General features: G+C 36.4%; 11 protein-coding genes and 1 pseudogene. 3 read left to right on the top strand and 9 right to left on the bottom strand.

Translation table 11 applies throughout. From position 1 onward, the window contains the following. Nucleotides 1-97 precede the first annotated feature (97 nt). Nucleotides 98-1,462: a TrkH family potassium uptake protein gene (locus BCR25_RS06705; protein WP_069662849.1), complete on the top strand. Its 1,365-nt coding sequence runs from the start codon at nucleotides 98-100 to the stop codon at nucleotides 1,460-1,462. Nucleotides 1,463-1,975: 513 nt separating this feature from the next. Here BCR25_RS06705 and BCR25_RS06710 read toward each other — a convergent pair. The 6 genes from BCR25_RS06710 to BCR25_RS06735 all read right to left on the bottom strand — a co-directional run bounded on the left by BCR25_RS06710 (nucleotide 1,976) and on the right by BCR25_RS06735 (nucleotide 6,604). Then, a complete protein-coding gene (locus tag BCR25_RS06710) occupies nucleotides 1,976-2,233 on the bottom strand; it encodes an LURP-one-related/scramblase family protein (protein WP_069662850.1) in 258 nt (85 codons plus the stop codon). 487 nt (nucleotides 2,234-2,720) lie between these two features. Further along, a complete protein-coding gene (gene rplS, locus BCR25_RS06715; RefSeq protein ID WP_069644564.1) occupies nucleotides 2,721-3,068 on the bottom strand; it encodes a 50S ribosomal protein L19 in 348 nt (115 codons plus the stop codon). Between the two features lie 138 nt (nucleotides 3,069-3,206). Next, nucleotides 3,207-3,854 carry a chloramphenicol acetyltransferase gene (locus tag BCR25_RS06720; protein ID WP_069662851.1) on the bottom strand — a complete coding sequence of 216 codons (648 nt, stop codon included), beginning with the start codon at nucleotides 3,852-3,854 and terminating at the stop codon, nucleotides 3,207-3,209. A 46-nt stretch (nucleotides 3,855-3,900) separates the two neighbouring features. Next, a complete protein-coding gene (gene trmD, locus BCR25_RS06725) occupies nucleotides 3,901-4,638 on the bottom strand; it encodes a tRNA (guanosine(37)-N1)-methyltransferase TrmD (RefSeq protein ID WP_069662852.1) in 738 nt (245 codons plus the stop codon). Further along, nucleotides 4,628-5,152: a ribosome maturation factor RimM gene (gene rimM, locus BCR25_RS06730; protein WP_069662853.1), complete on the bottom strand. Its 525-nt coding sequence runs from the start codon at nucleotides 5,150-5,152 to the stop codon at nucleotides 4,628-4,630. Before rimM ends, trmD begins: the two co-directional genes overlap by 11 nt. An 84-nt stretch (nucleotides 5,153-5,236) precedes the next feature. After that, nucleotides 5,237-6,604 (bottom strand): Nramp family divalent metal transporter, encoded by a 1,368-nt coding sequence (locus tag BCR25_RS06735; protein WP_069662854.1) that lies wholly within the window; start codon nucleotides 6,602-6,604, stop codon nucleotides 5,237-5,239. Between the two features lie 494 nt (nucleotides 6,605-7,098). On the opposite strand from BCR25_RS06735, the pseudogene BCR25_RS06740 reads away from it, so the two are divergent. Together BCR25_RS06740 and BCR25_RS06745 are read left to right on the top strand one after the other, a co-directional pair. Next, nucleotides 7,099-7,488 (top strand): annotated as a pseudogene (locus tag BCR25_RS06740) (TVP38/TMEM64 family protein); the annotation flags it as partial. A 91-nt stretch (nucleotides 7,489-7,579) separates the two neighbouring features. Then, on the top strand, nucleotides 7,580-9,382 hold the full coding sequence (locus BCR25_RS06745; protein WP_069662856.1) for a glycerophosphoryl diester phosphodiesterase membrane domain-containing protein: 1,803 nt from the start codon (nucleotides 7,580-7,582) through the stop codon (nucleotides 9,380-9,382). A 47-nt stretch (nucleotides 9,383-9,429) separates the two neighbouring features. Here BCR25_RS06745 and nth read toward each other — a convergent pair whose 3' ends face one another. The 3 genes from nth to BCR25_RS06760 are packed head-to-tail and all read right to left on the bottom strand — an operon-like array spanning nucleotide 9,430 to nucleotide 12,340. After that, entirely contained in the window at nucleotides 9,430-10,077 is a 648-nt protein-coding gene (gene nth / locus BCR25_RS06750) for an endonuclease III (RefSeq protein ID WP_069662857.1), read from the bottom strand. Between the two features lie 11 nt (nucleotides 10,078-10,088). Beyond that, entirely contained in the window at nucleotides 10,089-10,805 is a 717-nt protein-coding gene (locus BCR25_RS06755; protein ID WP_069662858.1) for a DnaD domain protein, read from the bottom strand. 35 nt (nucleotides 10,806-10,840) lie between these two features. Continuing rightward, the gene (locus tag BCR25_RS06760) at nucleotides 10,841-12,340 is read right to left on the bottom strand and encodes a carboxypeptidase M32 (protein ID WP_069662859.1); all 1,500 of its coding nucleotides are present in this window, start codon (nucleotides 12,338-12,340) and stop codon (nucleotides 10,841-10,843) included. Nucleotides 12,341-12,342: the final 2 nt, after the last annotated feature.

Below are 12,342 nucleotides of genomic sequence, written 5' to 3' on the forward strand. Positions count from 1 at the left end.
CAAATCACTGGAATTTATTTCATAAAATGGTACACTTGAAATTATCAAATATAAAAGAAAAATGCTGTAAGATCACAACATTTTGGATGAGGAAAAGATGAAAAAGAAATTACTTGCACGTAAATTAAAAAAACGTTTATCGGCGGTTCAAATTTTAGCCCTAGGATTTATTCTGCTAATTTTTGTCGGTGGCTCCCTGTTGACGTTACCGATATTTTCACGAAGTGGGACTGCTACCCCATTCATTGATGCACTATTTACAGCTGTTTCTGCTGTTTGTGTGACTGGTTTAACCACCTTAAATACTGCACTTCATTGGAATGCTTATGGTCAGTTGCTTATCATGATCTTGATTGAGATCGGCGGACTAGGTTTTATGACTATGCCGGTACTGTTATACTTTATTCTTCGGAAAAAAATTACATTGAGTACTCGAATTTTACTTAGAGAAGCACTTAATTTAGATGACATGTCTGGGGCTTTTCGTTTGATGATGTATGTTGTCAAGCTGGCGGCGTTCATTCAATTAACAGGAGCTGCCTTGCTGTCTATTCAATTTGTTCCTGAATTTGGTTGGAAAAAGGGACTATTTTATGGACTGTTCCATTCTATCTCGAGTTTTTGCAACGCAGGTTTTGATTTACTTGGCGACAGTTTGACTCCATATCAGGCTAATCCTTTCGTTCTGCTCGTTGTCGGTGCATTGATCATTTCTGGGGGCTTAGGATTTATTGTGTGGCAAGATATCCTCCGTTTTAAAAAGAAGCGGAAATTTTCTTTGCACACTAGAATCGCTTTAATAACAACACTTTCTTTACTGATTGGTGGCTTTCTTATCTTTTTCCTTACTGAAAAAAATGCTGCTCATTTAACGGAAGGAACCAATTTTTTCGATCGTTTAGTCAATACTTTTTTTATGTCTGTTACACCTAGAACTGCCGGCTATTACTCAATCGATTATATGCAAATGACAAATGCCGGCTTGATCACAACAATCTTTTTAATGTATATAGGCGGAACCTCAGGCTCTACAGCTGGCGGATTGAAAACAACGACTTTTGCAGTTTTAGTGATTCAGATCGTTTCCATCTTTAAAGGACGTTCTAGAGCGGAATTCATGGGTAGAACGATTCGCAATAGCACTGTCTTTCGTGCATTGACCTTATTTTTCATCACGCTAACGTTATGTGTCTTATCTATCATGCTTCTATCGATTACTGAAAATATACCGGAGTCCTCTGGAATCGAATATATTGCCTTTGAAGTATTTTCTGCTTTTGGCACAGTTGGTTTAACGATGGGACTAACGCCCGAATTGACCTTTGTTGGTAAAATCATCATCATGCTTTTGATGTATATTGGTCGTGTCGGCATTTATACAGTCGGCTTCTCCTTATTGACCAAAGGACAAAAGCAACAAGCAAAATTCAAATACCCCGATGAAAGTGTAATGATCGGATAAAAAAGAAAAACATAAAGCCAAAATGGTTTTATGTTTTTTTACTCATAAAAATTTCATTTTACAAAAAAATCCCACCTTCTATTGAAGATGGGAAAAGGAGTTTTACTCTTACGAGTAAAATGAAAAAATAAAAAGGGTTGTTGTTGGTATGTTTGTATATTACTATTTATTTTTATTTTTTGCAACTAATAACACTTATAAAATTTTTTTGAAATAGAAATGAAATAATAAAAGCTAAAATTAACAACCTCTTTTAAATTTCATATCAAAAAAATCCCACCTTCTACTGAAGATGGGAAAAAGGAGTTTTACTCTTACGAGTAAAATGAAAAAATAAAAAGGGTTGTTGTTGGTATAATTGTATATTACACGGCAGACTCCCTTTTTGCAAATAATATACTCTTATTTTTTAGATTTTTTTATTTTCAAAAAAAGAAACTGAAAGAAAATTCTTTCAGCCTCTAACTATTTGGTTTTTCATTTTATCGAAACATTTTATTTTCACAAACTCTTTTATCTTTTAGTATAGAAAATCCGGTCTAACGCAATGGTTGTCAGCAAGAATACTTTGTGATCATGTGTATCATCTACTTCAATGTGATATTCATCTCCGCCTAATGTCAGCTTTCTTTTGTCTATATCGCAGATAACTTTATCCTGTAAATGAAACTGATGGCTACCAGCCATTCCATAACCGAAGCGTACATCTCCTACTACCGAATCAATAACAAAATTATAGGTAAAAACATTTAGTGAGCGGGCAATAGACATCACTGTCTCATTATCTATTGTGATATGATATTTTTTAAAATTATATCTTAAAAAAGAGCCTATTTGATTGGCACATGCTTAAGGTGGATATCACTCGAGGAGATAGTGGAAAATCGCTGATAAACAGATTAATATTTCACCGTTTTATCTGTTACACAAATATTAGAGTAATTAGAAAAATGGCTCATAAAATCCAAAGTAGCGATTTCATCAAAAATAACTGAAAATAAGTCCGCTTTTATCCGCAGCGTATATTTAGAAAAATTTATAGATTTCTCTAAAATAAGAAGATAACTACTAGTTAATTCTTTTAATTTCATCATTTTCATGACTAAACACTTTAAATGTTCTATTTTATGGATTTTCTTCGACTTTCTTTCTATTTAATAATAAATATTATGATCTCTATAAATATCCTTATAGAACATAAAAACAGCTCAAACTATATCAATCAATAGTTTGAGCTGTTTTTAATAATAAATACTTATTAACGACGAATTTCTTTAATACGAGCTGCTTTACCATGTAATGCACGTAGGTAATAAAGTTTCGCACGACGAACTTTACCATAGCGTACTACTTCGATTTGGGCAACACGTGGTGTGTGTAATGGGAATGTACGTTCCACACCAACACCGTTAGAGATTTTACGTACTGTATACGTTTCGCTGATACCAGCGCCACGGCGTCCGATAACAACTCCTTCGAATAACTGAATACGTTCGCGAGTTCCTTCGACAACCTTCGCATGAACGCGAACAGTGTCACCAGGGCGGAACGCAGGGATATCCGTACGTAATTGATCTTGTGTTAATTCTTGAATTAATGGATTCATTCTTTTTTCTCCTCATTCCAAACATTCTTATGGCACTGCCACAGCGGAATATCGTAATAGTTGAGCGCTTTACACTCACTGAAATAGTTTAACACAGCTTCTATAGTGATGTAAAGGGATTTTTCTTGATATTCTTATTTATTCTATAGGAAGTGTATCTAAATACAATTGCAGTTGATTGATCAGTTTGCCTAAATGGATTCCGTCTACCAACCGATGATTCACTTGAATAGAATAAGGTAATAATAATCGATCGCCCTGTTTTTCAAATTTTCCCCATGTTACTTTAGGAATAGAATCATCTCGGTTCAAACTCAATTCATTGCCTAAATTTGTAAAAGAAAACCAAGGCAAACACGAAAATTGGATCATGACATCTTGCTCGTATTCTGAAGTGGGAAAATATGATTGTTGCGCCGCGCTTACTCGTGTTGCTTCTTCAACAAACGCAGCCAACTCTCCTTCAAAATCAAGTGTGACGATATGAAACAGTTCACTTCCTGGCTTTAAGTCGGTAAAGCTTGGAATCAATCGTTCGGCCAAATAAACTTCGCTTCCACGAATTTTATAGCGGAAATTTTCGATTTGGTTCATCACTTTTGTTGTAGCAGCAATCAGCCCATAGTAAAAAGAAAGGTTATGCTGCTTCACATACTTATAAAAATGAGTCACATCGATTTGTGTTGTTACATCATATAGCGGTGAGTCTGTCTCTCTAGAGAAAAAATCAAAGTGCTCTTTTCGATCCCAAGTTGTCTGATCCACCCTGTTTACTGTTATCCCCATCCAAAACTACCTCCCCATAAATGAACTATCTCTATTTAAATATGACTTATTTTTCTTCCTTACGAAGTTCTTCCAGCCATTTTTCTTGCTGTGGCGTCAGTTCGATTTTTTCCAACATATCTGGTCTGCGCTGTAATGTCCGGCGTAACGATTCTTTTTGCTGCCATTCATCGATCAATTTATGGTTTCCGTTAGTCAAAACCTCTGGTACTTGCATGCCATTAAATTCAGCTGGCCGAGTATATTGCGGATGCTCCAGCAAGCCTGTTGAGTGCGAATCAGTTTGCGCAGATAGTTTGTTGCCTAATACATCCGGCAGTAGGCGAACTGTGGCATCGATCATCACCATCGCTCCCAGCTCTCCACCAGTCAACACATAATCACCCAGGGATACTTCATCTGTCACTAACGACCGGATTCGCTCATCATAGCCTTCATAGTGGCCACAAATAAAAACAAGATGTTCTTCTTCAGAAAACTCCTCCGCCATTTTTTGATCAAATGGCTTTCCAGCAGGATCTAATAAAATGATCCGTTTTTTTGTTTCAGGTGAAGTCTCATTAATACTCTGTAGATTGTCATAGATTGGCTGAACTTTTAATAGCATTCCTGCACCGCCGCCGTATGGATAATCATCTACTGATTGGTGTTTATTATCTGAAAAATCACGAAAATTAGAAACATTGATCTCCAATAAATCCTTCTCTACAGCCTTTCCAATAATCGACTCACCTAATGGACCTTCGAACATTCTTGGAAAAAGCGTCAATACATCAATCTTCATCGTCGATCAAACCTTCTGGAATTTCTACACGAACAATTCCTTCTTTTAAATCTACAGACTGAACAACAGACTCAATGTAAGGAATCAGTACATCTTTTTTCTTTGGACGCTGAACTACCCAGACATCATTCGCTCCTGGAGACAAAATCTCTTTGATTTTTCCTAGTTCTTTTTCATTTTCATCAATCACAGTCAAGCCAATGATTTCATGGTAATAAAATTCATCTTGGGGTAAATCGGTCAACTGATCTTTAGAGACTTTTAAAATTCCATCTCGATATTTTTCTACATCATTGATTGAAAAATGATCTTCAAATGTAACGATATCAAAATTTTTATGTTTGCGGTGTGTCTTGATCGTAAGCTCGATTGGTTCTTTTTTTTCTTGAAATAACGTTAAGACAGCCCCTTTTTTATAGCGAAGCTCTGGAAAATCGGTTTGAGAAATCACACGTACTTCTCCTTTTAGACCTTGGGTATTGACGATTTTTCCAACATTTAAATATTCAGTCACTTAAAACCCTCATTTCAAATTTTTGTCTTTTCCATTTTACCATTTCTTCTAACCGAATTCTATCAACTTCTATGATTCATCACACTAAGCGTTAATTCCTGTCAATGTACCGTAGATTAAGAATAAATTCAAGGCAGTTAAAATGATTGCAATGATCCAAGCTAAAATTTTGACCCACATTGGATTGGCAAATTTTCCCATAATTTTTTTATCACTTGTATATAAAGTTAAAGGGATGATAGATATTGGTAAAGCAATACTTAAAAAGACTTGTGTGTACAGCAAAAGATCTTCAACTGCTGACTCTCTACCACCATATAAGATCACACAAACGATTACTGGTACGATTGCAATCAGCCGTGTCACAACTCGACGCATCCACAAAGGCATTTTCAAATGAATAAATCCTTCCATCACGATCTGTCCAGAAAGTGTACCCGTAATCGTTGAGTTTTGCCCGGAAGCCAATAAAGCAATCGCAAATAAGATACTTAAAATCGGACTGGCGATATTCCCCACAATATCAGGATTTTTTAGTGCATCAAACAAATCCACAAATTTTCCTAAATCACTATTTGTTCCATAAAATAAAGCCCCACCCAAAATCAATAGCAAACAATTAACGATAAAAGCCACCGTCAACTGTATATTCGAATCCCAGATGGTAAAACGAATTGCTTTGGCTTTTTCTTGGTCATCATTACGATCAAATTTTCTTGCTTGAGAAATTGATGAATGCAAATACAAATTATGCGGCATTACAGTTGCACCAACAATACCTAAAGCTAAAAACAACATAGATTTGTCACTTGCAATCTTAGGGTCCGGAATGAATCCACGTAATACCTCACCGATCGCAGGATCAGCTAAAGCAACTTCATACGCAAAAACAAAAAAGATAACTGCAATCAAACAAGCAACGATTGCTTCGATTTTTCTAAAGCCAAGTTTTGTTAGTAACAATAATAAAAGTACATCAAAAGTGGTGATCAACACACCAATCAGTAATGGGAAGCCAAATAATAACTGCAAAGCAACTGCTCCTCCGATTACTTCTGCAATATCTGTTGCCATAATTGCAAGTTCTGTGATGATCCACAAAACGATCCCAGTTTTTTTGCCAGTATGTTCCCTTGTTGCCTGCGCTAAATCTCTTCCAGTCACGATTCCCAGCTTAGCAGCCATACTTTGAAGCAGCATCGCAATCAAGCTTGATAATAAAATGACACTCAATAGCGCATACTTATATTCAGCACCACCAGCAATCGATGTGATCCAGTTTCCAGGATCCATGTAGCCGACAGCTACCAAAGCACCAGGACCACTATAGGCTAACAAGGTACGGCCAAATCCAGCATTTTTCGGTACCTCGACTGTATTATTGATTTCTTCTAGGCTAGGACCATTGGCGTAATTTACTATTTTTTCAATTTCAGATTGTTCTTTCTTCATACTTATCCTTCTTCCATCTATCATAAGGGGTGTTTTATTATATTTTTAGGCGTACCATAATTCTTGATTTTATTATAATCCTCTCTTGCTTATATGTAAACATAATCGACGACTTATTTTATATTCGGACTTAAGTAGGATGTTTTTTCCATAACTTTAATTGTATAATCATTTTAGCAAGTCAATTCTTACAACTTTGTTCGCAAGAATTGAGAAATAAGAATGGTAAATTAAGCAGAAGACTTTTATACTATAGATAGTTACTTTTTAAGGAGATGATAGAATTGAGCATCGCACTTTCACGAAAAATTATTAACTGCATTTCGATCGTCGGAATTATTGCAACGATTGCTGTAACGATTTACTTTATGCGATTGGGTGTGTTTAAAGATGTTAATGCTTTGAGAGGATTAGTCGGTGACTCAGTGATCTTAGGTCCGATCATCTTTATGTTGATCCAGATCATTCAGGTCGTCATTCCCATTATTCCAGGCGGCATTAGTTGTGCTGCGGGGGTTTTGATTTTTGGTCCTTTGGCTGGTTTCATCTATAATTACGTTGGTATTGCGATTGGTTCTGTAATCATTTTTCTATTAGGTCGCCAATATGGTAAACCTTTCATTTTAAGCTTAGTCAGTGATAAAACTTACAATAAGTATATTGGTTGGCTGGACAATGAAAAACGCTTTGAACGTCTTTTTGCTTTAGCAATCTTTCTACCTATCGCGCCCGATGATGCACTATGTTTAATGGCTGGACTTACTAAGATGTCCTTAAGAAAGTTTACCTTGATCATTATTTTAGCAAAACCTGTCTCTATTTTCTTATATAGTTTAGCCTTGATTTACGGCGGTACTTTTTTAAACGGTTTACTAGGTTTTTAGTCTCTAAAAATGTATAATAGTAACGATCAAGATAGGATGCAGATTGTGTTCTATCTTCTTTTATTTTAGTTTTGTAAGGATGGATGAAGCAGTGAAGTATTTAAAAAATAGTTTTAAAAATTTGATTGATTTTTTTTCAGGAACGTCTGCGTATTTCCGCGATGTTTTATTGATGCATGGATTCATGTTGTTTATTTTATTGCCTTTTTTGGCCAGTTCCACTCGCTTTATTTTAAGGCAAGGCAACATCGATTATTTATCCTATGATACAATACCCATTATTTTTGCAAAACACCCCGGCGTATTGATTGCTCTGCTACTCATTTTGATACTGACCGTTATAGCTGTTTTTTTTGAATTTACATTTTTACTTTTAAGTATCTTTTTTATTAAGAAAAAAGAGCCTATTTCGCTGCCCAATTTGTTGAAAGGAACAATACTTCAGCTAAAAAAAATTCGTTTTAGTACGATTTTGTTTTTCTTGTTTTATTTTTTCTTAGTCCTCCCACTTAGCGGACTTGGCTTTAATTCAGATTTATTGGCAAAGATCAAAATTCCAGCTTTCATTATGGACTTTATCTTCGCAAACCGAGTGACGATTATCGCTCTTGTTCTACTAGGTTACTTACTCTTTTTCTATCTTTCTATTCGACTGATTTTTGCTTTACCAGAGATGATTTTACGAGATGTTCCTTTTCGTCAAGCGGTCAAAGAAAGCTGGCGTTCAACGAAACATCATTTCTTTCGGATTCTGGGGCAATTTGTGGTTATCGGTGGAAGTATTTTAGCCTTTTTTGTTCTGAGTTATACAGTGATTCTTAGCGCCCAAGCGATCATTGAAACAGCTTTTCCAGATTACGCGTTAGTAAGTGCTGTTGTTGCGATGACTCTATTGCAAATTATTTTGCTATTGAACATCATTTTTACAACCGTCGGGATTTTCTATATCACGATCGATTATATGGACGATGAAGGATTTTTACCAGAGATACCACAGTGGTTTACTGTTCAAGAAAAATCGTCTAAAAAAGAATGGACAGCTCTGAAAGTCGGAGTCTTTACTTTTGTTGCTACAGTTTTTGGTATTGGGCTAGGCACCTATAATACAAATTATCTAAGTCAAGCTTCATTGAAAGAACCCCTAACTCTTTCACATCGCGGTGTAGATGATGGGAATGGCGTACAGAATTCATTAAGTGCTCTCGAAAAAACGAGTGCTGAAAATCCAAGCTATGTCGAAATGGATGTTCAAGAAACAAAAGATAAGGAATTTGTCGTCTTTCATGATTTTAATTTAAAAAATTTAACAGGTGTCAATAAACGACCGAATGAATTAACCTTAGCAGAGCTTGAGAAATTGACCGTTAGCGAAAATGGGGCAAAAGCACCTATTTGTTCTTTTGATGATTACTTAGCAAAAGCGAAAGAATTGGATCAAAAACTATTAATCGAGATCAAGACAACCAAACAAGATAGCCCTGATTTAGTAGATCGTTTCATCCAAAAATATCGAACAATTATATTGGATGAGAAGCATATCATTCAAACATTGACCTTTAATACGGCAACAGAATTGAAAGAAAAGGAACCAGATTTTTACGTTGGCTATATTTTGCCGTTCAATATTGTCGGTCCGCCAATTTCAAATGTTGATTTCTTCACTATGGAATATACTACACTGAATAAACATTTTATCACTGCGGCCCACAATGACGGTAAAAAGGTCTATGCTTGGACGATCAATGATGAAGATACAATGACACGAATGATGTTTTATGGCGTTGACGGAATCATCACAGACAAGCTCAAATTACTGAACAATACGATACGAACGGATGTGGATGAATTGACCTATTCAGACAAATTACTTCATTTTGTTATTGGTATTGGATAAAAAAAGCATCGCTCTTCTTTTTTTGGAAGAGCGATGCTTTTTTCATTTTATTTTACACTCATACGAGATTTACCTTCTTGACACATATACAGAAGTGGACAAATATCACACTTTGGATTTCTTGCCAGACAATGATAGCGTCCAAAGAAAATCATTGTATGATGGGTTTTCACCCATAATTCTTTCGGGATTTTTCTCATCAGTGTATCTTCCACTTCGCGCACATTCGCATCTAATTTACAGATACGAAGGCGTTTAGACACTCGTTCCACATGGGTATCGACAGCAATCGCTGGCTCCCCAAAGGCATCTCCCATGACAACGTTCGCCGTCTTGCGTCCCACACCAGGCAGAGTAATCAATTCCTCCCGAGTTTCTGGAACCTTGCCGCCAAACTGTTCTAGTAGCTGTGCTGCACAAGCTTTGATATTTTTCGCCTTATTTCGATATAACCCGATTGTTTTGATTTTTTCTATGATTGCTTCGATTGGTGCTTGTGCTAACGCTTCTGGTGTCGGGTAGGCAGCAAACAATGCCGGGGTTGCTTTGTTTACTGAAACATCTGTTGCCTGAGCACTCAAAATAACTGCAATCAACAGTTGAAAGGGATTTTTATGTGTTAGTTCACATGCTGCTTCTGGAAACATGTCATACATGGTTTCAATTGCTTCCATCGTTTTTTCTTTGGAAAGCATGTATCTACCTCCTACTCATTATCTTCAGGATTAAGCCAATTATGAAGAGTCACTTTAGGAATCGGCTCGTTTGCAGGACTTTGGTGTTCAATTTCTTTTTGAATCAAGGCCTGTTTTCTACGTTTTTGATCTTCAGCAACTTGCTCTTTGGTTGTAATATTCTTTCGTTCCCATGCAAGCAAGATACGGTCAATGTATTTTAAACTGTAGGCTTGGTTTAAGACCGCTTCTCTTAATGCAAGCCGGATCAATTCTGGCTGATACTGATCAGTTTCTAACCATTGACCAATCATTTCCAACTCGATTGGTGACAGTTGTCGCCCAAATTCTTTTTCAAAACCTTGATATAACGCTTTGATTGATTCTTGCGAGGATTGCTCCTCGTCTTTTTCTGCTTTTTTTTGCTGTAAAAGAGTGATTTTTTCAAAAATCGGCAGTAAATCATACGTATCCATCATTTGTCCTTGCTCATTTTGCTTCGTTTCAATAATCAAAAAACCGCGTGAAACAAGTTGGTTCAATAGTTTATAGATTACATCGATCGGCTTTCCCATCATCTCACTGATCGCTGCTAGATCAGGAAATAAATCGCCTTTTGCTTGTGATCGAAACAGTTGCAGCCAAAAGAGAAACTCTTCATCAGTTAAACCGATTTTTTGATAATTTTCTATAACTAAATTGGAGACAGTCGTTTCACCGGCTTTTAAATACTCATTGATTGATAACATAACTGCTCCCTGCTTTCTATTTTGTAAACAAATGCTTATTCATCAATTTTATATACATCGTAATAAACAGATTTCATATAATCGATCAGGTATTGCGGATTTAATTCTTCACCTGTTGCATCCATAATTAACTGATTTGGTTTTCTAGAAGCGCCATACTGATGAATGTGTTGTGTCAACCAGTTTTTAATCGGTGAATAATCAGCGCCTGCTAGAATTGTATCCATATCCAGCTCTTTACTCATAGCGTGACGCAATTGAGCAGCGTACATATAACCTAATGCATAAGAAGGAAAATACCCAAAGCTGCCGCCAGACCAATGTACATCCTGTACAATCCCTTCAAGATCATTTTCAGGTCGAATCCCTAAATATTCCTCATATTTATCGTTCCAAATTTTCGGTAATTCATAAATCGAAACATTCTCATTAAAAATCATTTTCTCGATCTCATATCGAATAATGATATGCAGAGGATAGGTTAGACTATCTGCTTCAATACGGATCAAGCTAGCTTTCGTCTCTTTTAAAGAATCATAAAAAGTATCTACATCGATATCGTCAAAGGTACCTTCCGTACATTCTTTAAAGAAAGGAAATTGCTTTTGCCAAAATTGTTTGTTGCTTCCGATGATGATTTCATTGAACAGAGACTGTGATTCATGGATCCCCATCGAAGCACCTGTTGAAAGTGGCGTATAATCGTATTTAGGATCGATACTTTGCTCATAAATCCCATGTCCAGCTTCATGAATCACACCAAATGTAGCCATAGAGAAATTTGTTTCATCCCAGCGTGTCGTGATTCTAGCGTCATTGCGGTTTAAATCCAGCATGAAAGGATGCACAGTATCGTCTAAACGTCCGCGAGAAAAATCATAGCCTAGATCCTTTGCAACACCTGTAACAAACGTTCGTTGTTGCTCTTTGGTGACTGTTCTCGATAAAAAGTCTGTTCTTGGCGCAGTTCCCTTCTCAGCAATGGTTGCTCGGATGTCCATAATACCATCCTTGACCTGAGCAAAAATCTTATCCAATTTTTCAACAGTCAATTCTGGTTCATATTGATTCAGCAGCACATCATAGCTTGTGGCTTCATCTTTTTTCCAATAAGGAATAAATTCTTTGAGAAAATCAATGATTGTTTGAATCTCTGTTTTCATTTGATCAAACTCTTTTTCTTTTCTCGCTTTAAGCCATGCCGAGTGCGCATTGGTCAACGCCGTGGTGTATGCTTGCATTCGTTCAGGCGGAATACTGTGGTTCAACTCATATTCTTCTTTGATTTTGCTATAAACAGCTAAGCCGACTTCTGATAATTCTTCTAAATGTGTTTCAAAATAAGTCAACGCTTCTTGGATTTTTGGTCCTACGCTGCGCTCAAAAGACATGCCTGATAAATAGCCCACTGTTTCACCGCGAAACTCACTTCCAGCCTCTGGCATTCCTGTCTGACTATCCCATTCTAACAACCCTAATGCAGAGTTCAATAACTCGATTTCTTTTACTTCTTGTAGAAATTCTTGTTCTTTCATAC

Origin of the sequence: Enterococcus termitis (assembly GCF_001730305.1) — a bacterium.
GTDB classification, from domain to species: Bacteria; Bacillota; Bacilli; order Lactobacillales; family Enterococcaceae; genus Enterococcus_L; species Enterococcus_L termitis.

Excerpts from the sequence above, each read along its gene's own strand:
- BCR25_RS06705 (WP_069662849.1), top strand. The coding sequence starts at position 98 with ATGAAAAAGAAATTACTTGCACGTAAATTAAAAAAACGTTTATCGGCG.
- BCR25_RS06710 (WP_069662850.1), bottom strand. The coding sequence starts at position 2,233 with ATGTCTATTGCCCGCTCACTAAATGTTTTTACCTATAATTTTGTTATT.
- rplS (WP_069644564.1), bottom strand. The coding sequence starts at position 3,068 with ATGAATCCATTAATTCAAGAATTAACACAAGATCAATTACGTACGGAT.
- BCR25_RS06720 (WP_069662851.1), bottom strand. The coding sequence starts at position 3,854 with ATGGGGATAACAGTAAACAGGGTGGATCAGACAACTTGGGATCGAAAA.
- trmD (WP_069662852.1), bottom strand. The coding sequence starts at position 4,638 with ATGAAGATTGATGTATTGACGCTTTTTCCAAGAATGTTCGAAGGTCCA.
- BCR25_RS06735 (WP_069662854.1), bottom strand. The coding sequence starts at position 6,604 with ATGAAGAAAGAACAATCTGAAATTGAAAAAATAGTAAATTACGCCAAT.
- nth (WP_069662857.1), bottom strand. The coding sequence starts at position 10,077 with ATGCTTTCCAAAGAAAAAACGATGGAAGCAATTGAAACCATGTATGAC.
- BCR25_RS06755 (WP_069662858.1), bottom strand. The coding sequence starts at position 10,805 with ATGTTATCAATCAATGAGTATTTAAAAGCCGGTGAAACGACTGTCTCC.
- BCR25_RS06760 (WP_069662859.1), bottom strand. The coding sequence starts at position 12,340 with ATGAAAGAACAAGAATTTCTACAAGAAGTAAAAGAAATCGAGTTATTG.